Source organism: Microbacterium sp. NPDC019599, assembly GCF_040632175.1.
Taxonomy (GTDB): domain Bacteria; phylum Actinomycetota; class Actinomycetes; order Actinomycetales; family Microbacteriaceae; genus Microbacterium.
The window spans coordinates 515,966-540,028 of the sequence record NZ_JBEYBL010000002.1; the positions used below are offsets into that span (position 1 = coordinate 515,966).

Here is a 24,063-nt window from a genome sequence, read left to right on the forward strand (position 1 = left end):
TCGCGGGTCGTCAGCGTGGCAAAGGCACCTCGATGATGCGGCATCCGCCGGCGACCGAGGTCAGCGCCTGGTCGAGCGCCGTCCGCGTCGTGACGCGCTCGTACTCCCACCCGTACGCGCGCGCGAGCTGCTCGACCTGGACGTCGTGCGGCGTGTAGAGCACGCGGTCCATGGCTTCGGCTCCGGCGACGCCGGCGACCTCGAGTCCGTCGAAGATCGTGCCGCCGGCGTCGTTGCCGACGATCACCTGGATGCGCGGCTCGGCCTCGCCTCTCGCGCGGAGGAGGGCGCCGACGTCGTGGAGGAAGGCGAGGTCGCCGAGCACGACGCGCGTGACCCCGGCTCGCCCGTCCGCCTGGCTCGCCAAGGCGATCCCGAAGGCCGTCGCGACGGTCCCGTCGATGCCGGCGAGGCCGCGGTTGGAGTGGACGGGGACCTTCTTGCCGCCGAGAAGGGCGTCGGCGACGCGCACGAGACGGGAAGAGCCGAAGACGAGGCGGTCGTGCGGCCACGTCGCCCGCCACACGGCGTCGACGAGGGTCGCGCGGTCCAGCGGCGTGCGGATCGCGTCCAGCTCGGCCGCGATCGCGCCGAGCCGCTCGCTCGGGACGCCCGACGAGAGCCCGTCGGCGTCGGGTGCGGCAGGTGAGAGATCGACGGATGCTGCGCGCGACGCCCGCATCCACAGTCCGAGCCACTCGCGATCGGCCTCGCCGCGCTCGACTCCGACGGTGTCGAGGGGCGTCGTCGAGCCGTTGAGGTTGAGCGGCTCCCCCGGTCCGCGAACGGCGAGGATCTCGACCTCCGGATCCGACAGAAGCGCGGCCGCCTCGCGGCTGAGCGTCGGGTGCCCGAGGACCACGACCCGCTCGATGCGCCCGCCCAGGTCCGGCTCCGCGAGAAGCTCGCGGTAGCCGTGCACGAGGTTGCGGCCGAAGCGGGCGCCGCTCACGATCTCGGCGATGAGCGGCCAGCCCCCCGCGTGGGCGAGGGCCTCGGCCTCCGGCCCCGCATCGGCGCCCGCGACGACGACGGTCCGCGGTCGTCGCGGGAGCAGGAACGGACGCTCCTCCGGCTCGATGGGCAGATCCGCCTCGCCGATCCCGCCACCGCCTTGGTAGAGGGCCCCGGACGGATCGACCTCGGACTCGGGCTCGACGGGTGCGGCGTCGAGGTCGGGCTCGGGCTCGACGGTGAGTTCGACGATCGGTGTCGTGAGCCAGCCCGGCAGATCGCCTGCGAGCGGCTCTCGGAAGGGCAGGTTCAGGTGAACGGGCCCCGGCGAGCGGGTGCCGGCCCCGAGCGCCGCGGCGACGGCCTCGACCGCGACCCGGCGCAGCATGAGGCTCTGCTCGCCGTCCCCCTCGGCATCCGTCCGCTCCGGAACGGGGAGGTCGGCCTCGAACCGCACGCTCGGTGAGAACATGCCCGGCTGGCGCGTGGTCTGATTCGCCCCGACGCCCCGAAGCTCCGGCGGGCGGTCGGCGGTGAGCAGCAGGAGAGGGACGCCGGCGTGGTGCGCCTCGAGGGAGGCGGGCAGGAGGTTCGCGACGGCCGTGCCCGAGGTGCAGACGACGGCTGCCGGCATCCGCGTCTCGCGCGCGATCCCGAGGGCCGTGAAGGCCGCGACGCGCTCGTCCACGCGGACGTGCAGCGAAAGGATGCCGCGCCGCTCCAGCTCGGCGGCCACGAGTGCGAGCGATTGGGAGCGGGAGCCGGGGCTCAGGACGATGTGGCGGACTCCCTCGTCGACGAGCGCGCCCAGGAGAGCCGCGGCGGCATCGGTCGCCGGAGACGGATCAAGGCGCGCGTCGGGCTCGTCGGGAGTCGCGACGGCGCGCTCGCCGTCGGCTTCGGGATCCACGGTCAGCCGGCGACGCCGCGCTGACCGCGGTTGTCGTCGTCGGCGTCGGGCGTGCCGCCGCGCCCGGTCGGCTCGGGCGGCGTGCCCGAACCGGTCGCGGTCTCGGGCGGCGCGGGCTTTCCCTTCGGGGCGGGACCGCCCGGGTCGGTCCAGCGCGGATCGTCGTCCTCGGCGTCGAGCTGCGCGAGCTCCTCCTCGAGGCGGCGGATGCGCTCGTCCTGGTCGCTGAGCGAGCCGATGCGGCCGAGGAACTCGGGGTCGTCGTCCGGAGCGCGGCGGGCCTGCACGGCGCTGGCTCGCGTGCGACCGACGACGAGCCACATGATGCCGCCCAGCACGGGGAGCAGCACGACGATGAGCACCCAGATGGGCTTGCTCACGCCACGGTGCCGCGTCGCGGGCTGCACAGCGCAATCGACGATGGTGAACACCCAGAAGGCGGTCGCCACCAGGGCCAGAATCAGCAGCACCCGAGGCACAGTCCCATCCTAGGCGCGTGAACTGGACATGGCCTGGGTCGTGACAGAACGGCAACGCCGTGGTAGCCAACTTAGGATGAGGTGGTGAAAGCCCGCTCCGCCGTCTTCTACACCGTGATGCGGCTGCTCGCGTTCCTGGTCCCGTTCGGCATCCTCATGCTGTTCCCCGTGTTCCAGGAGCTGTACTGGCTGGCGGCCCTGTTCGCGGCGCTCATCGGCCTGAGCCTCTCGCTCCTGTTCCTGCGCCGGCCGCTCGACGAGGTCTCGTCCGGCCTGGCCGAGCGCCGCGAGCGCACGCGCCGCGCCCGCACGGACGAAGACGCGGAGGATGCCGCGGCCGACGCGGACGACGACCGCTGACGCTCGGTCGTCGGGCGAGGGCGCGGGACCGGCCCGGTGCGTGCGCCGTGGGCACGCGTTTCGCCTCGCTGGAGCGCGGTTCCCGAGCTTGTCGAAGGGCCCTCAACGACCGGAAAGCCGGCTCAGCCGATGAAGGCCCAGCAGAGCGCGGCGCCGTAGGCGATCGATGTGAGCGACGTCAGCGCCAGCGCGACGAGCAGCTCCTTCGGCAGGCGGTAGGTCCACCCGATGAGGATCGCGGGGAGTGCCGCGAGCAGCACCATGAGCGTGAGCCACGCGATCGGGTAGAAGACCGCGAGGAACGCCGCGATGCCGAAGGGCGCGAGCACGAAGACGGTGAAGAGGACCTGCGTCCAGCGGCGCCCGATGAGCACCGTGAGCGTGCGCTTGCCCGCCGTGCGATCCTGATCGATGTCGCGCAGGTTGTTCGCGAGCAGCACGGCGCACGCGAGGAATCCGGCCCCCGCACCGCCGAACCACGCCTCCTGCGGCACGGAGAGCACCTGCACGAACGTCGTTCCGGCCGTCGCGACGAGGCCGAAGAAGACGAAGACGAAGAGCTCCCCGAGGCCGTAGTAGCCGTAGGGGCGCTTCCCGCCCGTGTAGAACCACGCCGCGAGGATGCACACGGCGCCGACGGCGAGGAGCCACCACTGCTGCGTGCGGATGACGAGCGCCAGGCCAGCGATCGCCGCGATGGCGAAGAAGGCGAGCGCCACGAGGAGCACGGTGCGCGGCTTCGCCTTGCGGGATGCCGTCAGGCGCGCCGGACCGACACGGTGGTCGTCGGTCCCGCGGATGCCGTCGCTGTAGTCGTTGGCGTAGTTGACGCCGATCTGCAGGCTCACCGAGACGATGAGGCAGAACAGGGCGATGACCCAGTGGAAGAGGCCGTCGACGAGATGCGCGGCGCCCGTGCCGATGAGGATGGGCGTCACTGCGAGCGGCAGCGTCCGCAGGCGCGCCGCGCCGATCCAGTCGCGCGACGTCGCCTTCTCGATGTGCCGCGGGTCGCGCGGTTCGTGCGACTTCTGCGGATTGCCTCGCGGGGGCTGCTTCTTCGGGCCCGTGCGCTTGCGGTTCTTGCTGGGGGTGCCTGCCACGAGGTCACATCCTAGATGCCTCATCCATGCCCGCCGCGCAACCCCTGTGCACAGCATCCCGCGTGCCGTCAGGATGACCGGATGCTGAGCTTCGCGACCGTCGTCATCACCGTCGAGGACATCGAGCGCGCCGGCGCCTTCTGGCGCGAGGCGCTCGGGTACGTCAACCGGCACGACCCCGACGACGACTGGGTCGTGCTCGACCCGCCGTACAAGAAGGACGACCTCGCGCCGGGCGCCAGCATCGCTCTTTCCGTGACGGGGTATCCGCAGCACTATCCGCCGCGCATCCACCTCGATCTGTACGCCGACGACCAGGCCGCCGAGGTGCAGCGCCTGCTGTCGATCGGGGCGCGGGAGGTCGACTGGGACGACTATCCGGAGGATGCCGACTGGATCGTCCTCGAGGACACCGAGGGCAACCGCTTCTGCGTCGTCGACAAGAGCGGCGCCTGAAACGGCTCAGTGAGCCCGTGCCGAATTCAGGGCGATTCGGCCTGTTCAGGACGTTCCGGGCCCGCTCCGTCCTGATTCCAGGCGATTCGCCTGATTTGGGCAAGGCAGGGGACCGGCCGGGCGGGCTCGTTCGGCGGCGCGGCGAGGCCGGCGAGGCGCCGCTGACCCGGCTCAGTGGAGGGCCGCGACGGCGCGGCGGATCGCGTCGCGGTCGGGCTTGCCCGACGGGAGAGTCGCGAGCTCGTCGACGAGCACGAGGCGGGCGGGCCGGGCGTAGGGTCCGATCTCGGCCGAGACGGCGTCCCGCGCCTCTTCGAGCTGGACGGACTCGCTGCGGCGCAGCGCCTCGCCGCGGGCGGCGACGATGACGGAGGCCTCGCCCCACTTCGCGTCCGGCATCCCGACGACGACGGCGCCCGCAAGGCCCGGGACGGACCGGACGACCCGTTCGACTCGATCGAGCGAGATGTTGACGCCGCCCGACACGATGACGTTGTCGATGCGGCCGCGCACGCGCAGGATGCCGTCCTCGAGGAGCCCCGCATCGCCCGTGCGGTACCACCGGCGCCCGGCGTCGTCGCGGCGGAAGGCGGCATCCGTCGCCTCCGGATCGCCGAGATACCCGTTCGCGAGGGTCGGACCGGAGATCTGCACCTCGCCGTCGACGATGCGCACGCCGACGCCGTCGAGAGGGCGGCCGTCGTACACGCAGCCGCCGCTCGTCTCGGTCGAGCCGTAGGTGCGCACGACGCAGGCCCCCATCGCCTGCGCGCGCTCGAGCACGACCGGCGGAAGCGCCTGCCCGCCGACGAGGATCGCCTGGAAGGAGCGCAGGGCCGCGCCGACGACACGATCGTGCTGGGCGGCGTCGAGCAGCCGCGAGAGCTGCGCCGGCACGAGCGACGTGTACGTCGGCACGCGCTCGCCCCCTTCGCTCGAGACCATCGTGAGCGCGGCGGCGGCGAATGCCTGAGGCGAGAACGAGCCGCTCAGGAGAGCGGGCTCGCGGTCGGCGATGATCGCCCGGACGAGCACCTGCAGGCCCGCGACGTAGCTCGCCGGCAGAGCGAGGAGCCACGCGCCTTCCCCGACGCGGGCGAATGTCGCAAGGGCGCTCGCCGTCAGGGCGTCGCGGCTCAGGATGACGCTCTTGGGCACTCCCGTCGACCCGGAGGTCGTGACGACCACGGCAGTGCCGGACCGCACCGTCCCGGACATGGACCGGATCATGCCGAGCCCGAGGGCCGGCCCCGCGCCGTGGATCGCCGAGCGCAGTCCGCGCAGGATCTCGCGCGGATCGTCTCCGGTGACGGTTTCGAGCCTCATGCCGCGCTGCCCCGCGCGCACGTGCGGAATTCAGGCTGGATGGATCGGGCCCGTCGAGAAGTCCGCGCAATCCCTGCCGAGGACCGGCGCACACTCGGCAGCGAGCCTGAATTGCGGACGTGGGACATGGATCGGGATGCTGCTCTCAGTACTGCCAGGGGTAGGACGACCAGTCGGGCTCGCGCTTCTCGAGGAACGAGTCGCGGCCCTCGACGGCCTCGTCGGTGCCGTATGCGAGGCGCGTCGCCTCGCCGGCGAACACCTGCTGGCCGACGAGCCCGTCGTCGACGGCGTTGAAGGCGAACTTCAGCATGCGGATCGCGGTCGGGGACTTCGTGAGGATCGTGCGGGCCATCGCGACGGCTTCGCGCTCGAGGTCGGCGTGCGGGACGACGCGGTTGACGGCGCCCATCTCGTACGCGCGCTGCGCCGAGTACTCCTCGGCGAGGAAGAAGACCTCGCGCGCGAACTTCTGGCCGATCTGCCGCGCGAAGTAGGCGGAGCCGTACCCGGCGTCGAACGAGCCGACGTCGGCGTCCGTCTGCTTGAAGCGTCCGTGCTCGGCGCTGGCGACCGTGAGGTCGCATACGACGTGCAGCGAGTGCCCGCCGCCCGCCGCCCAGCCGGGCACGACGGCGATCACGACCTTCGGCATGAAGCGGATCAGCCGCTGCACCTCGAGGATGTGCAGGCGTCCCGCGCGCGCGGGGTCGGCGACGACCGCGGGGTCGTCGGAGTACTTGTAGCCGTCCCGGCCGCGGATGCGCTGGTCGCCACCGGAGCAGAACGCCCAGCCGCCGTCCTTCGGGCTCGGACCGTTCCCCGTCAGCAGCACGACGCCGATCCGCGGATCCTGACGCGCGAGGTCCAGCGCCCGGTACAGCTCGTCGACCGTGTGCGGACGGAAGGCGTTGCGCACTTCGGGCCGGTCGAACGCGATGCGCGCGATGCGCCCGTCGCGCGAGACGTGGGACGTGATGTCGGTGTAGGCGTCGGCGCCGGGTGACGGCATCCATTCCGCCTCGTCGAAAAGCTCCGAAACGCTCACCGCCCAAGCCTACGGCGAGCCGGTCCCGGCGGGGCGTCACACGGGCGGACAGCCACCGGACAGGGCCCTAGCCTGGAAAGGTGACTTCGACCCTCCGCACTCTCGCCGCCACGTCCGCCGCCGCCCTGCTGCTCGCTCTCGCGGCGTGCACCGCGACTCCGTCTCCCGAGCCCACGCCCACGCAGGCGACGGCCGGAGCGGGCGAGTGCGCCGGTGTGACGGTCGTCGTCGACGCGAGCGCGCTGGAGCTCGAGGACGGCGACCCGTCGCAGGAGACGTGCATCCAGACGGACGACGCGATCGCCGCGAGCGACGCGCTCGACCAGGCCGACGTCACGACCGAGGGAACGGTCGACTACGGCGACCAGGTCGTGTGCCGCGTGAACGGCGTGCCGGCCGAGGATGTCGCCCTCCCCCAGCCCGACGGCTCGGACTACTTCGAGGCCTGCGAAGGGATGCCCGCGGCCTTCGCCTACTGGTCGCTGTGGGTGCAGCCCGAGGGCGGCGAGTGGGAGTACGCGCAGGAGGGCCTGTCGACCCTGCAGCTGCAGCCCGGCGAGAGCCTCGCGCTGCTGTTCAGCCTGAACGGGGATCCCGGCGCCCCGAGCTCGATCTCGTGACGCCGTGACCCTGCGACCCGGACCCCTGCGCGCCGCGGCGGCTCTCGCCGCCGGGTTCGTCGCAGTCCGGGTCGTCTATCGCGTCCTGTTCCACGGGGCCGACGGCTCGGGCCCGGTCATCCTGGCGCTGCCCGAGGTCCGGCTCCCTCCGCCGTTCGCGCACGTCGTCCTGTTCGGGCCCGTCACGACGGGCGGACTGTGGGATGCTGCCGCCAGCGCCGTGCCGATCGCCCTGACGATCCTCGCCTTCGGGCTCCTCAACGCGCTCATCGACCTGCCGCGCGTGTTCGCACGCGGCTCGCGGCGCGGACCCCTGCGCGGCATCGCGCGGACCCTCGCGGTCGCCTGGGGGACGCTCCCCGCGCTCGTCGACGCCGTGCGGTCGGTGCGGTTCGCGCAGCGTCTGCGCGGCGAGCGCGGCGGCGCGCGCCTGCTCGCACCCGTCCTCGAGCGGACGCTCGCGCGCGCGACGGCCGTCGCGGCCGCCCTCGAGCTGCGGGGGTTCGCGGGCACGTCGGTGCCGGGCGACTGCGAAGCGCCGGTCGTCGTGCGGGATGCCGAGCTCGCCCATGCGGGGGCGTCTTCGGTCGTCCGGATCGATGACCTGCGCCTCGCCCCGGGGACGCTCACGGTCCTCGCCGGCGCCACGGGGTCGGGCAAGTCGACGGTGCTGCGCGCACTGGGCGGACTGCTGACCCACCTCGACGGCGGGTCGATCACGGGCACGCTCGAGGTGGTCGGCCACAACCGGACAGCGGTGGCGCCGCGCGACACGGCCCAGCGCGTCGGGGTCGTCCTGCAGCAGCCGCGCGACGCGTTCGCGACGGAGCGCGTGCGCGACGAGCTGGGCCTCGCGCTCGAGCTGCGCGGCGTCGCACCCGTGCTCGTGCGGGCCCGGGTCGACGAGGTCGCCGAGGCGGTCGGCATCCGTCCCCTGCTCGAGCGGCGACTTCGCGGACTCTCGGCGGGTGAGGCGACGCTCGTCGCGATCGCCGCCGCGATCGTCGAGCGCCCCATCCTGCTGCTGGTGGACGAGCCGCTCGCCGACCTCGACACGGACTACCGACGGCGCATCGTGACGCTCCTCGGCGCGCTCGCGCACGACGCGGGCGTCTGCGTCGTCGTGGCCGAGCACCGCGCCGCGGAGTTCGCCGCCGTCGCCGACCGGATGCTGGCTCTCGAGGCCGGAGTGCTGCAGGAGTCCGCCGTCTCCGACGCACCGATCCGTGCGAGGCGCTCGACGTCCTTGCCCGGCGCGGAGGTGCTGACCGTGCGCGGATTGACCGTGCGGCACGGCGACGGCGTCGCGGTCGAGGACGCGGACTTGGCCCTGCGCTCCGGTGAGATCGTCGCACTCCTCGGGCCCAACGGCGCGGGCAAGTCGAGCCTTCTGGCCGCGATGGCGGTTCCGGATGCTGTCTCCGACGTGTTCCTCGACGGAGCTCGCGTCGCTCGGCGCGGCCGGGGCGGCGCCGGTGCCGGCATCGCGCTCGTTCCGGACGCGTCGGACGACCTGTTCGTGCACGAAACCGTCGCGGCGGAGTGCCGGCGCGCCGACCGCCGGGCGCACGAGCCTGTCGGGACGACGCTGCAGCGGTTCGCGGACCTGCTCGGGCTCGGGGCCGAAGTGGTCGCGCGCGGGGAGCAGCATCCCCTCGATCTCTCATCGGGTGAGCGGCGGTGCCTCGCCCTCGCCGTCCAGCTCGCCTCGTCGCCGCGCGTCCTGCTCGTGGACGAGCCGACCCGCGGCCTCGACCCACGGGCCCGCCAGGTCGTCGCCTCGGCGCTCGAACGCCTCACCGAGGAGGGTACGGCCGTGCTCGTCGCGACGCACGACGCGGAGTTCGCCGCAGCGGTGGCCGACAGCATCCTGCCCCTCCGGAATGGGCGGCTGGGCGACCCGGTGCCCGCCGGCGCCGGCCCGTCGGCCAGGCCGGTGCTGCACAACTCCGCAAGAACGGACGTCGCGGGGGTCCCGAGCCGCGTCGTTCTGCAGGCGGGCTCCCGCCGACACCTCGAAGTTGAGGAGTTGCGCACGCGGAGGAGGCTGCCCGCGCGGTCGACGCTCGCGCTCCTGGCCGCCAACGTCGTGGCGCTCGCGGCGTTCGCGTGGCCGTTCGCCGCGATGGCGGTGCCCGCGCAGGCGCAGGCGGCCGTGCCGTTCGCGGCGCTCGCCCTGGCACCGCTCGCGGTGATCGTCGTACTGGCGTCGCTCGACGGCACGGTGCGTTCCGCGCACACCCTGGCGCTGCTGGGCATCCTCGCTGCGATCGGCGCGGCGATCCGGATCGTCGGGACGGGCGTCGGCGGCGTCGAGGCCGTCTTCATCCTGCTGATCCTCGCGGGCCGCGTGCTCGGCGCCCGGTTCGGGCTGCTGCTGGGAGTCCTGACGATCGCACTGTCGTCGCTCATGTGGGGCGGGATCGGCCCGTGGACCCCCTTCCAGATGTTCGCGTGCGCGTGGGTCGGCGCCGGCGCCGGGCTGCTGCCTCGACGTCTGCCGCGCGGCGGCGAGATAGCGATGCTCATCGCGTACGGCGTCGTGGCCTCGTACGCGTTCGGGCTCATCATGAACCTGTGGTTCTGGCCGTTCGCGGTGGGCACCCAGACCGGGATCTCGTACGAGGCGGGCGCGGCGCTCGGGCAGAACCTCTCGAGCTTCCTGCTCTACTCGCTCGTGACGTCGACCCTCACGTGGGACACCCTTCGCGCCGTCACGACGACGGTAGGACTCCTCGTCGTCGGTCGCGCGGTGCTCGCGTCGCTCCGGCGCGCGAAGCCGGTCGCGCCCGCTCCGCCGACAGGGCGAACCCCCAGCCGGAGTCGTGCAGACTTGATGGGGGCGTCCGCACGGAGCCCGCGGAAGGAGACCCCGTGAAGATCGTCGAGAGCGCCGACTGGCGGGACTCCCTCCCCTTCGAGTCGCCCGTCCTCGTGGCCGACATCGCTCCGGGCGACGACGCGCGCTGCGTCGGCTGCGGAGCCGACTCCGCACCGCGCCCCCGCACCGAGCTGTGGGCCGTCAAGCACCGTCACCCCAAGAACCACGGCGGATTCGTGCGCTTCTACTGCGCCCAGCACAAGCCCGCGCCGGCCGCGCGACCGGCATCCGTCCCCGCCGTCTCGACGAGCCCGGGCCGCGCCGCGACCGCGCGCCGGAGCGCGCCGAGCGCCGAGCGCCGCGCTCCCGCACGACGTCCCGCCCCCGAGGACCGCGTGCGCGCGATGTGCCCGAACTGCTTCGTCGAGGTCTCGGCGACCGGCGTCTGCGGCATCTGCGGCACCGAGGTCTGACCCGCTCCCGGCCGAAGGCCTCGCTCTCCGCGAGAGGGCGGATGTGCGCGCGACACGCCGATGCCGGTGCACATATCCGCCCTCTCGCGGCGGGAAGACCCAGCCGAGGGAATGTCCCCGTTCGGAGGACGGATGCCGTCGCCGACGCCTCCCGAAGGCCACAACACCTCCCGAACAGCACGGCGGCTCAGACCGAGAAGTACTTCGCCTCGGGGTGGTGGAACACGAACGCGTCGGTCGACTGCTCGGGGTGGAGCTGGAGCTCCTCGCTCAGCTCGACGCCCATGCGCTCGGGACGCAGGAGCTCGACGACCTTGCGGCGGTCCTCCATCTCGGGGCAGGCGGGGTAGCCGAGCGAGAAGCGCGCTCCGCGGTACTCGAGCTTGAACAGACCCGCCGTGTCGGTCGGGTCTTCGGCGGCGAAGCCGAGCTCGGAGCGGATGCGCGCGTGCCAGTACTCGGCGAGCGCCTCGGTCAGCTGCATCACGAGGCCGTTCAGCTCGTAGTAGTCGCGGTAGGCGTCCTCCGCGAAGAGCTTCGCCGTGACCCGGTCGATGTGGGCGCCGGCCGTCACGAGCTGGATCGGCAGCACGTCGACCTGGCCCGACTCGCGCGACCGCACGAAGTCGGAGAGGCACAGGTGCCGGTCGCGTCGCTGACGAGGGAACGTGAAGCGCAGGCGCTCCGTGCCGAGCGCTCCGCCGGACCCGCCGTCGGGCGCGAGCAGCCCCGCGAGGCCGAGCGCACCGGAGGGGTCGTCGCCGTGGTGCAGGACGACGAGGTCGTCGCCTTCGGCGACGACGGGGAAGTACCCGTACGCGATCGACGGGTCGATCATCTTCTCGGCGAGGATGCGGTCGAGCCAGTACCTCAGGCGCGGGCGTCCTTCGAGGTCGACGAGCTCCTCGTAGGACTTGCCGCCTTCGCCGCGACCCGGCTTGAGGCCCCACTGGCCCATGAACGTCGCGCGCTCGTCGAGGAACGCGGCGTAATCCGCGAGCGCGACGCCCCGCACGATGCGCGTGCCCCAGAAGGGAGGCGCCGGGACGGGATTGTCGGATGCCACGTCCGAACGTGCCGGCATCGCCTCGGGCTCGGTCAGCGTGAGCTTCGACCCGGCCGCATGCCGCCGCTTCTTGAGGGCGGGAAGGCCCACCGACGCGGGGTCGGCGCCGCGGGCCACGGCGACGAGCGGCTCCATGAGCGAGAGCCCCTCGAACGCGTCGCGCGCATAGCGCACCTCGCCGTCGAACAGCGAGGCGAGGTCGTCCTCGACGTAGGCGCGGGTCAGGGCGGCGCCGCCGAGGATGACGGGCCATCGCTTCGCCAGGCCGCGCGACTGCAGCTCGGCGAGGTTCTCCTTCATGACGACCGTCGACTTCACGAGCAGCCCCGACATGCCGATGACGTCGGCGTCGTGCTCCTCCGCCGCGGCGATGATGTCGGCGATCGGCTGCTTGATGCCGAGGTTCACGACGTCGTAGCCGTTGTTCGTCAGGATGATGTCGACGAGGTTCTTGCCGATGTCGTGCACGTCGCCGCGGACGGTCGCGAGCACGATGCGGCCCTTGCCCGCGGCATCCGACTTCTCCATATGCGGTTCGAGGAGCGCGACGGCGCTCTTCATGACCTCGGCCGACTGCAGCACGAAGGGCAGCTGCATCTCGCCCGAGCCGAAGCGCTCGCCGACGACCTTCATGCCTTCGAGGAGGTGATCGTTGATGATGCCGAGGGCGCTCAGGCCCCCTTCCCGCGCGAGGTCGAGGTCGGCCTCCAGGCCCTTCGCCTCGCCGTCGATGATGCGACGCTCGAGCCGCTGGCCGACGGGCAGGGCCGCGAGCTCGGCCGCGCGCTGGTCGCGGAGGGCCGCCGTGTCGACGCCCGCGAAGAGGTCGAGCATCGTCGAGAGCGGGTCGTACGTGACGCTGCCGTCGGCGTCGTACTCGCGACGGTCCCACACGAGGTCGAGCGCGACCTTGCGCTGCTCCTCGGGCACCGATGCGAGCGGCACGATCTTGGCGGCGTCGATGATGCCCGAGTCGAGCCCCGCCTCGGCCGCCTCGTGCAGGAAGACGGAGTTGAGCACCATGCGCGCCGCCGGATTGAGGCCGAACGAGACGTTCGAGACGCCGAGCGTCGTGTGGATGCCCGGATAATTCGCGTTGATCGCGCGGATCGCCTCGATCGTCTCGATGGCGTCGCGCCGCGTCTCCTCCTGGCCCGTCGCGATGGGGAACGTCAGGCAGTCGACGATGATGTCCGAGACCTTCAGGCCCCACTCCCCCACCAGGCTGTCGACGAGGCGCGACGCGATGCGCACCTTGCCCTCGGTCGTGCGGGCCTGACCGTGCTCGTCGATCGTGAGCGCGACGACGGCGGTGCCGTGCTCCTTCACGAGCGGCATGATCCGCCCGAAGCGACTCGTCGGACTGTCGCCGTCCTCGTAGTTGACGGAGTTGACGACGGGCCTGCCGCCGATGAGCTCGAGCCCCGCGGCGATGACGGCGGGCTCGGTCGAGTCGATCACGAGCGGAAGAGTCGAGGCGCTCGCGAAGCGCGACACGACCTCGCGGATGTCGGCGACGCCGTCCCGGCCGACATAGTCGACGCACACGTCGAGCAGGTGCGCGCCGACGCGGATCTGGTTGCGCGCGATCTCGACGCAGTCGTCCCAGCGCTCCTCGAGCATCGCCTCGCGGAACGCCTTCGAGCCGTTGGCGTTCGTGCGCTCGCCTATCGCGAGGTACGAGGCATCCTGATCGAACGACACGTGCTGGTACAGCGACGCGACGCCCGGCTCGGGCGTGATGCTCCGGATGCTGTCCCCCGCGCCGCGGCCGGGTCCGGGGCGTTCTGGTCGGTCGCTTCGCTCCTGACCGGGCAGCGCTCGCAGCGGCGCCAGGCGCTCGACGACCGCGGCGAGGTGCTCGGGGGTCGTGCCGCAGCATCCGCCGATGAGCCCGAGGCCGAACTCGCGCACGAACTGCTCGTGCGCGTGCGCGAGCTCGCCGGGCGAGAGCGGGTAGTGCGCGCCGTCGGCCGTCAGGATCGGCAGGCCCGCATTGGGCATGCACGCGATCGGGACGGGCGAGTGCTTCGAGAGGTGGCGCAGGTGCTCGCTCATCTCGTCGGGACCCGTCGCGCAGTTGAGGCCGATCGCATCGACGCCGAGCGGCTCGAGCGCCGTGAGCGCCGCGCCGATCTCGCTGCCCATGAGCATCGTTCCGGTCGTCTCGACCGTGACCTCGACGAAGATGGGCAGGCGGATGCCGCGGCTCACGATCGCCTGACGGCATCCGTTGATCGCGGCCTTGGTCTGCAGCAGGTCCTGCGACGTCTCGACGAGGAACGCGTCTGCTCCCCCGTCGATGAGGCCCTCGGCCTGCAGCGCGAAGGTCTGCTTGAGGTTCTCGTAGGTCGTGTGACCGAGGCTCGGCAGCTTCGTCCCGGGACCCATGGAGCCGAGGACCCACCGGACGCGACCGTCGGCGCTCTCGGCGGCCTCGACCCGTTCGCGGGCGATGCGCGCGCCCGCCTCGGCGAGCTCGGCGATGCGGTCCTCGATGCCGTAGTCGCCGAGATTCGACCAGTTCGCGCCGAAGGTGTTCGTCTCGACGGCGTCGATGCCGACCTCGAGGTACGCGTCGTGGATCGCGGCGATCATGTCCGGACGCGAGACGTTGAGGATCTCGTTGCAGCCCTCGAGCTGCTGGTAGTCCTCGAGCGTCGGCTCGTGCCGTTGCAGCATCGTGCCCATCGCGCCGTCCGCGATGACGACGCGGTCATGGACGGCATCGAGGAGCGCCTGCGCCCGGGCGGGGCGCGGAACGCCCTCGATGTCGAGCGCGAAGCGGGGGGTCGAGGCGGTGCCGGTCACCCCGCGATTTTAGTCGCGGGGTGACCGGCGCGCCCCGCCGGTTACGCGTTCTTGGCGTCGCGCCAGCGCAGCCAGCGCTCCACGAGCGCGTAGTCCCAGTCAGGCCCCTGGAACGCGAGCGTGAACAGCCGGACACCGGCGTCGTACATCGCGTCGGCCGTCTCATCCGTCTTGCGCGCGAGCTCGTTCGAGACGACGAGGTTCGACGTGTCGCGCCCCTCCCTCTCGGCCCAGCGCTCGATCACCCCGATCTTGTGCGGGAGGTCGTCGGGGCGGACGAAGCTGTGCCAGATGTCGGCGTGCCGCGCGACGAGGCGCAGCGTCTTCTGCTCGCCGGCGCCGCCGATCATGACCGGGATGCGCCGCGTCGGCGCGGGGTTGAGCTTCTGCCACCGCGCCTCGATCCGCTTGAGACCGTCGGCGAGGTCGTCCAGGCGCGAGCCGGCCGTGCCGAACTCGTAGCCGTACTCGTCGTAGTCGCGCTCGAACCAGCCCGACCCGGTCGCGAAGATGAAGCGGCCCTCGCCGCCCTTCGCCGAGATGTGGTCGATCGTGCGGGCCATGTCGGCCTGCAGATCGGGGTTGCGGTAGCTGTTGCAGTTCACGAGGGCGCCGAACTCGACGCGCTCGGTCTGTTCGGCCCACGCCGCGAGCATCGTCCAGGACTCGAAGTGCAGCCCGTCGCGCTCACCCGAGAGCGGGAAGAAGTGGTCCCAGTTGAACAGGATGTCGACGCCGAGATCCTCGAGCCGCAGGACGGCGTCGCGGAACGCGGTGTAGGGAGCATGCTGCGGCTGCAGCTGCACGCCGAGGCGCACAGGAGTGTCGAGAAGAGGCATGCGGCTCAGCCTATGGCGGTGGCGGGATGCCGAGGCCCGACGTGGCGGGATGCCGAGCGCGTGCGCCGAGATGCCACAAGTTCTGGCGACTCGGCGCCGAGATGCCACAAGTTCTGGCGACTCGGCGCCGATTCGCGCGAAGGTGTGTCGGCTCGCCGAGGCGCCGACCACGGTCACAGGGAGGGGCGGGATGCCGGTGGCTCCGGCATCCCGCCCCTCGACAGGCTCGGGGACCGTGGGCGGCTCAGGGACCGTGGGAATCAGCGGCGGCGGCGCGCCTTCAGGAAGGCGTCGATCGAGTCCCACGCGGCGATCGCGACGACTCCGAACCCGAACAGGATGGTGATGATCGTGGTGACCGTCTCGGCGGAGTCGGCGGGCATGAGCGCGGGGAAGAAGTCCGGATTGAGCAGCTGCCCCTGCGAGAGCAGCCACAGCGCGCCACCGGCGACCGTGAGGTTGAGGAAGAGGTTGACCGTCGCGGAGCCGACGTCCCAGCCGCCCTTCGCGTAGACGGAGATCGCGAGGAGCGCCTCGAAGAGCATCAGGACGAAGAGCGCGCCGATCCACCACGGCCACAGCCCGGGTGCGAGGAACGACTCCCAGCCGCCATCGGTCGTGTAGCCGAACCCGACGAAGTGGTCCCACAGGATCGCGCCGGCGGCGACAGCGAGGAACACGAGCGACGCGATGAGGTCGCTCAGCTTCGCGCCGGTGTCCTTCGCCTCGGGCAGGTCCTCGGGCTTCCACGGGCTCACGACGCCGCTGACGGTCCCGCGCTCGGACCGCTCGATGATGAAGAACACCAGGGCGGTCCAGAACCCGATGTGGACGATCACGCTCATGACGACGGCTGCCACGGTGCCGACGATCTGGCCGAAGGGCTCCCCCGCGATGGTCTGCCCGAGCGCGACGCCGAACGCCGCACACACGGGGACGATCGCCCAGAGGAGCTTCGTGAGGCGCCACCACGTGAGGTAGTAGCGCGGGCCGATGAGCCACAGCGGCCGGTCGGTGTATCCCGCGGCGAGCTTGTCTGGGTCGCCGAGGTCGGTGAGGACGGCGCGCTCGGCCACCTCCTGAGGCTCTCCTTCGGCGACCCGCGCGTCGATCTGGTCGTCGATTGAGGCGCGCAGCTCGGCCGCGAGGTCGGCGCGCTGCCTGTCGGGGACGGTCCGCATCGCGGCGTCGATGTAGCGGTCGGTGAGGGTGGCGTTCATGTCAGTGCTCCTTGGGGAGGGCGTCGATCGCGGCGGCGATGGCGCGGAAGTCGGCGGTGAGGGCGGCCGCGAGCCGGGAGCCGGCGGCGCTGGTGCGGTAGAACTTGCGGGGCCGGGCCTCGTCGGTGTTCCACTCGCTCACAAGGTGGCCCTGCTTCTCGAGGCGGCGGAGCAGGGGGTACAGGGTGTTGGCGTCGGTGTCGAAGCCGCGGGCTCCGAGCTCTTCGAGGAGCCCGTAGCCGTAGCCCGGCTCGGCGAGCAGTCTCAGGCACGCGAGGACGACGGTGCCGCGCCGCAGCTCCTGCAGGTGCGTCTCGAGCGCTTCGGTTTCGGTCATGCCTCGCACTTTACTGTGTGACACACACTATCGGCAAGAGCACAATGTTGTTCGGCAGCTGGATGCGTTTCGTCTCGGTCGCTGCGCTCCCTCGCTCAACGACCGAGAAACATCCGGTCGTTGAGCGAGCGAAGCGAGACGAAACGCCCGAGCCCGGGCGACACGGCGATAGCAGGACGCGAACCTAGGATGGGCGCGTGACCGAGCCGCTGCCCCCGCTGACCGAGATCCTGGCGTCGGCGAGGGTCGTCGCCCTCCCCCTGGCGACGCGGTTCCGAGGAGTCGACGTCCGCGAGGCCGTCCTCTTCGAGGGGCCCGAGGGGTGGACCGAGTTCTCGCCCTTCGCGGAGTACGACGACGGCGAGGCCGCCACGTGGCTCGCGGCGGCCGTCGACTTCGGTTGGGCGCCGCAGCCCGCCGCGGTGCGTGCCGAGATCCCCGTCAACGCGACGGTGCCGGCCGTCGCGGCGGCATCCGTCCCCGACGTCCTGGCGCGGTTCGACGGATGCCGGACCGCCAAGGTCAAGGTCGCCGAACGCGGGCAGATCCTCGCCGACGACGTCTCGCGCGTGCGTGCCGTGCGCGAGGCGATGGGGCCCGAAGGGCGCATCCGCGTCGACGCGAACGGCGCCTGGAACCTCGACGAGGCCGAGCACGCCGTGCACGCGCTCGCCGAGTTCGACCTCGAGTACGTCGAGCAGCCGTGCGCGACGATCGAAGAGCTCGGCGAGCTGCGCCGCCGCGTGAAGTACATGGGCGTTCCGATCGCGGCCGACGAGAGTGTGCGCAAGGCGGAGGATCCCCTCGCCGTCGCACGCGCGGGGGCCGCCGACCTCCTCGTGATCAAGGCCCAGCCGCTCGGCGGGGTGCGGCGCGCGCTCGCCATCGTCGCCGAGGCGGGGCTGCCGGCCGTCGTCTCGAGCGCTCTGGACACCTCGGTCGGTCTCGCAATGGGCGTCGCCCTCGCGGCAGCCCTCCCCGACCTCGACTACGACTGCGGCCTGGGCACGGCGTCGCTCTTCACAGCCGATGTCGTCGAGCCCGCTCTCACACCCCGCGGCGGAGCGCTGCCGGTCGGCCGGGTGTCACCGGATGCCGGCCTGCTCGCGGCCCACGAGGCATCCGCCGAACGCGGCGACTGGTGGCTCGAGCGCATCGCGCGCTGCCACGCCCTGCTCGAGGCGCGCTGATCGAGACACGCCCGGTCGGAACCGCTCCTCGCGAGAACGCGCGTGTGTCATCACGCCGTGGCGTGAGGAGATAGGCGCGTTCTCGCGAGAGAGAGCACGAGGACCGCCCGCCCCCGGTGGGACTGATTCAGCGGGGCTCGAGGATGAGCTGCGCGACGCGGGCCAGCTCCTCGTTGGAGCGGCGGCACATGTCCTGGTAGTCCAGGCCGGCCATCGCGGCACGGACCGACGCCCCCTCCCACACCGTCATCATGAGGCGCGCCGCCTCTTCGGACGAGACGCGGAAGGCCAGCGCACCGCCGCGGGCGACGTCGTCGATGATCTGGGCGACCCCGCGCACCATCTCCTCGTCCTGCGCGAGGTACGCGGCCGCGAGCTTGGGATTGCGCAGGGCGTGGATGCGGATCTCGCTCATGAGCAGGATGCCGAGCCGATCCTCGTCCGCGACATCCAATGCGCTCTGGATGATCGAGAGGGCGTCGACGTGGGCCTCGGTGAAGACACCCTGCTGCTCGAGCTCCGCGATCCTGGCCTGCACGGCGGCGACGCGCTCCCGGGCGACGATGCCGGCGAGCTCGAGGAAGAGCTCCTCCTTCGTCTCGAAGTTCGAGTAGAACGCGCCGCGCGTGAAGCCGGCCCGTTCGCAGATGGCCTCGACGGATGCCCCGTCCAGCCCGACCTCGGCGAACACCTCGGCGGCAGCATCCCGCAGCCGCTGACGGGTGACGTCCCGGCGGCGCGTCGTCACGACATCCGTCACGTCTCCTCCTCGTCTCGATTCTCACACCTGACGTTCAGCCTTGCGATCGGCATCGACTTTACGATACATCTATGTATCGGATACAGCGACGTATCGGTCATCTCTGCGTCGCTCGGATCGGGTAGCCGACGCAGTCGGGGAATCGCACAGTCCGGAGGCTTCGTGTCCACACTGCTCTACGCGCTCGGGCGCTGGTCCTACCGCCACCCGTGGCGCGTGCTCGTCAGCTGGCTCCTGCTGCTCGGGATCGCCGGCGGCAGCGCGGCGGTCTTCATGCAGGGCACCGACAACACGTTCTCGATCCCAGGGACGGAGGCGCAGGCGGGCATCCAGCAGCTGAGCCGCTCGTTCCCCGAGGCGAGCGGCACGAGCGCGCAGCTCGTCGTCGTCGCCGCGGACGGCGACCAGATCGACGAGGAGTCCTACGCCTCGGCGATCGCCGACACGATCGACCGGCTCGAACACCTCGACGGCATGCTCGCCGTGACCGACCCGTTCAACGAGTTCGTCTCGGGGCTCGTCTCGGACGACGACTCGGCCGCCATCATCCGCATGCAGTTCGACGGCCAGGCGACGGACGTGTCGCCCGAGGCGAAGGAAGAGCTCGCGGACGTCAGCGCCGACCTCGAGGACTCACTGCCGGAGGGCTCGCAGGTCGCGATCGGCGGCGACCTCTACTCGCAGTCGGTGCCCGCGATCTCGATCGTCGAGGCGGTCGGCGTGCTCATCGCGCTGTTCGTGCTCATCGTGACGTTCCGCTCGTTCGCCGTCGCATGGTTCCCCCTCGTGACAGCCCTCATCGGCGTCGCGCTCGCGATCTCGCTCATCTTCGTGTCGACGGCCTTCGCGTCGATCTCGTCGACGACCCCGCTCCTGGCGATCATGCTGGGGCTCGCGGTCGGCATCGACTACGCCCTGTTCATCATCGCGAGGCATCAGGACCAGGTCCGCGCGGGCGTCGACCCCGAGGAATCGGCCGCGCGCGCGACGGGCACGGCGGGCTCTGCCGTCGTCTTCGCCGGTGTGACGGTCCTCATCGCCCTCATCGGCCTGTCGCTGGCGAACATCCCGTTCCTCACAACGATGGGCGTCGCGGCCTCGGTCGCCGTCGCGATCGCCGTCCTCGTCGCCCTCACGCTCTCCCCTGCCCTGCTCGGCTTCGCGAAGGGCCGCGTCATCGGCTGGAAGCGCCGTGGACGCGGATCTCGGTCGTTGAGCGAGCGAAGCGAGACGAAACGCGCCGAACCCACGAGTTACGCGGAGCTGGATGCTGCTCCCGCCGTGCCGGAGGACTCCGAGGCGTTTCGTCTCGGGGCTTCGCGCCTCGCTCAACGACCGAAATCAGCGGAGCGCCGCGGGTTCGCCGAGCGCTGGGTCGGCGGGGTGACGCGGCATCCGATCATCACGACGATCGCCGTCGTCGTGGGCCTCGGCATCGTCGCGATCCCGGCCGCGAGCCTGCGGCTGGCCCTCCCGAACGCCGGCATGCAGCCCGAGACGAGCGAAGCGCGGCAGGCCTACGACCTCACGTCGGAGCACTTCGGCCCCGGCTTCAACGGCCCTCTCATCCTCACGGGGACGATCGTCACCTCGACGGACCCGCTCGGCCTCATGGAGGACCTCGGCGACGTCGTGAGCGAGATCCCCGGCGTCAAGACCGTCGCGCTGGCCGTGCCGAACCAGACGGCCGACACGGGGATCGTCCAGCTCGTCCCCGAGACGGCGCCCGACGACCCCGCGACCGCCGACCTCGTGCGGGAGCTGCGCTCGAATCACGACGAGTGGCTCGAGGAGTACGGCGTCGACCTGAAGGTGACGGGCTTCACGGCCGTCGCGATCGACATCTCCGACCGCCTGGGCGGCGCGCTCCTCCCCTTCGGCCTCTTCGTCGTCGGCCTCTCGCTCGTGCTCCTGACGATCGTGTTCCGCTCGATCTGGGTGCCGATCAAGGCGGCGCTCGGCTACCTGCTGTCGGTCCTCGCGGCCTTCGGCGTCATCGCCGCCGTCTTCGAGTGGGGCTGGTTCGGCGATGCGCTGCACGTCGCCAAGACGGGGCCGATCATCAGCTTCATGCCGATCATCCTGATGGGCGTCCTGTTCGGCCTCGCGATGGACTACGAGGTCTTCCTCGTCTCGCGCATGCGCGAGGACTACGTCCACAAACGCCGCGACAGCGGCGGCGTGGGCGACCGCGCGATGGCCGTGGGCGCCGTGCGCTCGGGGTTCACAGCGTCCGCCCGCGTCGTCACGGCCGCCGCCGTCATCATGTTCGCGGTCTTCGCCGCCTTCATCCCCGAGGGCGACACGGCGATCAAGCCCATCGCCCTCGGTCTCGCGGCGGGCATCGCGATCGACGCCTTCATCGTCCGCATGACCCTCGTGCCGGCCGTCATGGCGCTCCTCGGCGACAAGGCCTGGTGGATCCCGCGCTGGCTCGACCGCGCGCTGCCGCACTTCGACATCGAGGGCGAGGCCGTCGAGCGCGAGCTCGCACTCGCGGACTGGCCGGGCCCCGACTCGACGGCCGTCGTGGTGGCGGAGGAACTCGACGTCTCGGACGAGGGCAGGACGCTCCTCACGGATGTCTCGGTCCAGCTCGAGCCCGGCGACTCGCTCGTCGTGACGGCATCCTCTCCCGCGTCGGCGACGGGACTCCTGCTCGCGGTCGCGGGGCGCATCGCGCCGACGGGCGGCCGGCTGCGCGTCGCGGGACACCTGCTGCCCGAGCGCGGCGCGTGGGTGCGCGCGCACGTCGGCGTCGCGCTGCTGCACGGCTCACCGGACCCGCTCGACGAGCTGCGCCGCGCCCTGCGCGGACGGACCTCCCTCGTGGTCATCGACGGCGTCGACGCCCTCACGCACGCCGAGCGCACGCAGGCGGCGGGGATGCTGCGGGACGCGGCCGGTGTCACGGTCCTCGTCTCGGCAGCCGACCCCGCCGTCGCGCACGCCCTGCTCTCCGAGGCCGGCCGCGCGAACGCGACGACACTCGACCTCTCCCGCACGTCCGCCCTCTCCCCCGAGGTGATCGCACCTGTGCTGAGCGAGCGGCAGCAAGACCGAACCCCCGTCCTGAGCGAGGGAAAGCGAGACGAAGCATGAGCCTCCCGATCGAACGCGCGCGCACGCGCAAGCCCGTCACCTGGATCACGATCATCGGCGTGCTGCTGCTGCCCGTCGTGATCGGCGGCATCCTCGTCGCCTCCCTGTACAACCCCGCCGAGCGGCTCGACCAGATCAATGCGGCGGTCGTGAACGAGGACGAGCCCGTCACGATCGACGACCAGCTCGTGCCCCTCGGCCGGCAGCTGACGGCGGGGCTCGTCGAGGGCTCGGACGAGCTCGACAGCAACCTCACCTGGACGATCTCGAACGCGGACGACGCGGCCGAGGGCATGGCCGACGGGACCTACGACGCGATCGTGACGATCCCCGAGAACTTCTCGGCGGCGGCGACCTCGACGGCGCCGGGCGGAACGCCCGAGCAGGCCACGATCGAGGTGCAGACCGCGCCCGATGCGCTCATCGTCGACAGCGCCATCACGGCGCAGGTGACACAGGCGGCCGCGTCGATCATGGGCGAGCAGCTCTCGCAGGTGTACCTCGAGAACGTCTTCCTGGGCTTCACGACGCTGGGCGACCAGCTCGGCGAGGCCGCGGGCGGCGCCCGCGAGCTCGCCGACGGAGCGGAGAAGGCCGCGGACGGCGCTGCCCAGCTGCCGGCCGGCGTGACGCAGCTCGCCGACGGCGCGGGGTCGCTCTCGACGGGCGCGACGTCGCTCGCCGGCGGCCTCGACCAGATCGCGGGCGGCATCAGCGGCGCCGCGAACGGCGCCCGCGACCTCGCGGGGGGCCTCGACCTCGCCGCCCAGGGCGTGCAGAGCCAGGAGCTGAAGGATGCCGCGAACGATGCCTCGACGTACGCGTCGGATGCCGCGTCCGAGACTCTCGCCCTCGCGCTGACGCTCGGCAATCCCGAGCCCGACGAGGAGAACCCGCTCGGCCTCGCGCAGCAGCTCGGCGGACTCTACGCCCAGTGCGCGACGTCCGGCGCCTCCCCGGAGTTCTGCGGGCAGCTGGGCCTCCTCGCGGGCAGCCTCGGCGTCGCAGCGCAGGATGCCGGCACGGCAGCCACGAGCGCGGGTTACGCGAGCGGCTACGCGAGCGGGACCGAGACCGGCATCGCCCAGCTCATGACGAAGACGAGCTCGGGGCTGACGGAGGCCGCGGGCGGCGCGCGCGGCCTCGCCGACGGCCTCGACAAGCTCTCCGCGGGCACGACGCAGTCCGCGAGCGGGGCGCGCCAGCTCGCCTCCGGAGCATCGCAGCTCAGCGACGGCGGCGACCAGCTCGCGACGGGCACCCAGAGTCTGGCGGACGGCGTCGCGCAGCTCGCGTCGGGCACCGACCAGCTCGCGACGGGCCTTGCGACCGCGACCGACCAGATCCCGGCCTACACCGACACCGAGGCCGCGAGCCTCGCCGACGTCGTGTCGAACCCCGTCGCGGCCGAGGGCAACTCGACGAGCCTCTTCGGCGAGTCCGCGATCCCGCTGCTTGCGACAGCGGCGCTGTGGTTCGGCGCTCTCGCGACGTTCGTCGCGCTGCAGGCCGTCTCGCGGCGCTCGCTCGCGTCCCGCGCGCCGTCCGCTCTCCTGGCGCTGCGCGCCTTCGGCCCGGCCGCGGCGATCGGCGCGGTCCAGGGCGTGCTCGTGGCGGGCATCGTCCAGATCGCGGCGTCGTACGACTTCGCCGAGTGGTCCGTGTTCGCCGGCATCTGCGTCGCCGCGGGCGTCGCGTTCGCCGCAGTGAACCAGGCCCTCGTGGCGGTGTTCGGCGGTGCGGGACGCTGGATCTCGGCGCTCGTCGGCGCGTTCCTGATCGCGACCGGCGTCGTCTCGACGGTTCCGCCCCTCCTCGCCTCGATCGCGGCGCTCCTGCCGACCGCTCCGGCCTACAACGGCATGGTCGCGGCGCTGACAGCGGCCGGCGGCGTCGGCGCCGGGCTCGCGGGGCTTGCGATCTGGGGCGTCCTCGCCTTCGTCGTGACGACGCTCGCGGTGGCCCGGCGGCGCACGATCACGGCCCGGACGCTGCTGGCGGCATCCGGACCCGCCCCGCTCAGCGCGCCGAGCCCCTCCCCCGCCTCCGCCTGACCCGGGGGCCGCCGTTCGCGCGGCGGTCCCCGATTCACAGGTCAACCACGCATCGGCAGGTCGATGCCGTCCGATCGGCCCGCCACATGCGTGGTCGACCTGTCGATGCGGGGTCGCAGATGCCGGCGAAGGCT

General features: G+C 72.0%; 18 protein-coding genes. 8 read left to right on the plus strand and 10 right to left on the minus strand.

The genetic code is table 11. The features are described from left to right. Positions 1–10 precede the first annotated feature (10 nt). Positions 11–1,864: a 2-succinyl-5-enolpyruvyl-6-hydroxy-3-cyclohexene-1-carboxylic-acid synthase gene (gene menD, locus ABZ477_RS05830; RefSeq protein ID WP_360129256.1), complete on the minus strand. Its 1,854-nt coding sequence runs from the start codon at positions 1,862–1,864 to the stop codon at positions 11–13. A gap of 2 nt (positions 1,865–1,866) precedes the next feature. Then, on the minus strand, positions 1,867–2,343 hold the full coding sequence (locus ABZ477_RS05835) for a PLDc N-terminal domain-containing protein (RefSeq protein ID WP_360129259.1): 477 nt from the start codon (positions 2,341–2,343) through the stop codon (positions 1,867–1,869). Between the two features lie 84 nt (positions 2,344–2,427). Here ABZ477_RS05835 and ABZ477_RS05840 point away from each other — a divergent pair, with 84 nt between their 5' ends. Then, positions 2,428–2,703, plus strand: a complete 276-nt coding sequence (locus ABZ477_RS05840; RefSeq protein WP_360129262.1) for a DUF4229 domain-containing protein — start codon at positions 2,428–2,430, stop codon at positions 2,701–2,703. Between the two features lie 122 nt (positions 2,704–2,825). On the opposite strand, the gene ABZ477_RS05845 is transcribed toward ABZ477_RS05840, so the two are convergent. Beyond that, on the minus strand, positions 2,826–3,806 hold the full coding sequence (locus ABZ477_RS05845; RefSeq protein ID WP_360129265.1) for a 1,4-dihydroxy-2-naphthoate polyprenyltransferase: 981 nt from the start codon (positions 3,804–3,806) through the stop codon (positions 2,826–2,828). An 81-nt stretch (positions 3,807–3,887) separates the two neighbouring features. On the opposite strand from ABZ477_RS05845, the gene ABZ477_RS05850 reads away from it, so the two are divergent. Continuing rightward, the gene (locus ABZ477_RS05850; protein ID WP_360129268.1) at positions 3,888–4,262 is read left to right on the plus strand and encodes a VOC family protein; all 375 of its coding nucleotides are present in this window, start codon (positions 3,888–3,890) and stop codon (positions 4,260–4,262) included. Positions 4,263–4,433: 171 nt separating this feature from the next. Here ABZ477_RS05850 and ABZ477_RS05855 read toward each other — a convergent pair whose 3' ends face one another. After that, a complete protein-coding gene (locus tag ABZ477_RS05855; protein ID WP_360129271.1) occupies positions 4,434–5,588 on the minus strand; it encodes an AMP-binding protein in 1,155 nt (384 codons plus the stop codon). 145 nt (positions 5,589–5,733) lie between these two features. Further along, the gene (locus tag ABZ477_RS05860) at positions 5,734–6,636 is read right to left on the minus strand and encodes a 1,4-dihydroxy-2-naphthoyl-CoA synthase (protein WP_360129273.1); all 903 of its coding nucleotides are present in this window, start codon (positions 6,634–6,636) and stop codon (positions 5,734–5,736) included. A gap of 80 nt (positions 6,637–6,716) precedes the next feature. Between ABZ477_RS05860 and ABZ477_RS05865 the strand changes: the two genes are divergently transcribed. Genes ABZ477_RS05865 through ABZ477_RS05875 form a run of 3 tightly spaced genes read left to right on the plus strand, consistent with a single transcriptional unit; the run spans position 6,717 to position 10,550 of the window. Further along, positions 6,717–7,256 carry a hypothetical protein gene (locus ABZ477_RS05865; protein WP_360129276.1) on the plus strand — a complete coding sequence of 180 codons (540 nt, stop codon included), beginning with the start codon at positions 6,717–6,719 and terminating at the stop codon, positions 7,254–7,256. A gap of 4 nt (positions 7,257–7,260) precedes the next feature. Beyond that, a complete protein-coding gene (locus tag ABZ477_RS05870) occupies positions 7,261–10,134 on the plus strand; it encodes an ATP-binding cassette domain-containing protein (protein ID WP_360129279.1) in 2,874 nt (957 codons plus the stop codon). Further along, positions 10,131–10,550: a glucose-6-phosphate dehydrogenase gene (locus ABZ477_RS05875; RefSeq protein WP_360129282.1), complete on the plus strand. Its 420-nt coding sequence runs from the start codon at positions 10,131–10,133 to the stop codon at positions 10,548–10,550. Before ABZ477_RS05870 ends, ABZ477_RS05875 begins: the two co-directional genes overlap by 4 nt. Positions 10,551–10,737: 187 nt before the next feature. Here the strand turns inward: ABZ477_RS05875 and metH are convergent, their stop codons facing one another. The 4 genes from metH to ABZ477_RS05895 all read right to left on the minus strand — a co-directional run bounded on the left by metH (position 10,738) and on the right by ABZ477_RS05895 (position 16,823). Then, on the minus strand, positions 10,738–14,427 hold the full coding sequence (gene metH / locus ABZ477_RS05880; protein WP_360129285.1) for a methionine synthase: 3,690 nt from the start codon (positions 14,425–14,427) through the stop codon (positions 10,738–10,740). Positions 14,428–14,468: 41 nt separating this feature from the next. Beyond that, on the minus strand, positions 14,469–15,266 hold the full coding sequence (locus ABZ477_RS05885) for an LLM class F420-dependent oxidoreductase (protein WP_360129288.1): 798 nt from the start codon (positions 15,264–15,266) through the stop codon (positions 14,469–14,471). Between the two features lie 260 nt (positions 15,267–15,526). Beyond that, entirely contained in the window at positions 15,527–16,486 is a 960-nt protein-coding gene (locus tag ABZ477_RS05890) for a permease prefix domain 1-containing protein (RefSeq protein WP_360129291.1), read from the minus strand. Position 16,487: 1 nt separating this feature from the next. After that, a complete protein-coding gene (locus tag ABZ477_RS05895; protein ID WP_360129294.1) occupies positions 16,488–16,823 on the minus strand; it encodes a helix-turn-helix transcriptional regulator in 336 nt (111 codons plus the stop codon). A 197-nt stretch (positions 16,824–17,020) separates the two neighbouring features. Here ABZ477_RS05895 and ABZ477_RS05900 point away from each other — a divergent pair, with 197 nt between their 5' ends. Then, the gene (locus ABZ477_RS05900) at positions 17,021–18,013 is read left to right on the plus strand and encodes an o-succinylbenzoate synthase (RefSeq protein WP_360129297.1); all 993 of its coding nucleotides are present in this window, start codon (positions 17,021–17,023) and stop codon (positions 18,011–18,013) included. A 127-nt stretch (positions 18,014–18,140) separates the two neighbouring features. Here ABZ477_RS05900 and ABZ477_RS05905 read toward each other — a convergent pair whose 3' ends face one another. Then, entirely contained in the window at positions 18,141–18,773 is a 633-nt protein-coding gene (locus ABZ477_RS05905) for a helix-turn-helix domain-containing protein (protein ID WP_360129300.1), read from the minus strand. Positions 18,774–18,935: 162 nt separating this feature from the next. Here ABZ477_RS05905 and ABZ477_RS05910 point away from each other — a divergent pair, with 162 nt between their 5' ends. Both ABZ477_RS05910 and ABZ477_RS05915 read left to right on the plus strand, forming a co-directional pair. Continuing rightward, positions 18,936–21,875, plus strand: coding sequence for an MMPL family transporter (locus ABZ477_RS05910; RefSeq protein WP_360129303.1), 2,940 nt, complete (start codon positions 18,936–18,938; stop codon positions 21,873–21,875). Beyond that, entirely contained in the window at positions 21,872–23,929 is a 2,058-nt protein-coding gene (locus ABZ477_RS05915; RefSeq protein ID WP_360129306.1) for a YhgE/Pip family protein, read from the plus strand. Before ABZ477_RS05910 ends, ABZ477_RS05915 begins: the two co-directional genes overlap by 4 nt. Positions 23,930–24,063: the final 134 nt, after the last annotated feature.

Excerpts from the sequence above, each read along its gene's own strand:
- ABZ477_RS05850 (WP_360129268.1), top strand. The coding sequence starts at position 3,888 with ATGCTGAGCTTCGCGACCGTCGTCATCACCGTCGAGGACATCGAGCGC.
- ABZ477_RS05915 (WP_360129306.1), top strand. The coding sequence starts at position 21,872 with ATGAGCCTCCCGATCGAACGCGCGCGCACGCGCAAGCCCGTCACCTGG.
- ABZ477_RS05855 (WP_360129271.1), bottom strand. The coding sequence starts at position 5,588 with ATGAGGCTCGAAACCGTCACCGGAGACGATCCGCGCGAGATCCTGCGC.
- ABZ477_RS05885 (WP_360129288.1), bottom strand. The coding sequence starts at position 15,266 with ATGCCTCTTCTCGACACTCCTGTGCGCCTCGGCGTGCAGCTGCAGCCG.
- ABZ477_RS05895 (WP_360129294.1), bottom strand. The coding sequence starts at position 16,823 with ATGACCGAAACCGAAGCGCTCGAGACGCACCTGCAGGAGCTGCGGCGC.
- ABZ477_RS05890 (WP_360129291.1), bottom strand. The coding sequence starts at position 16,486 with ATGAACGCCACCCTCACCGACCGCTACATCGACGCCGCGATGCGGACC.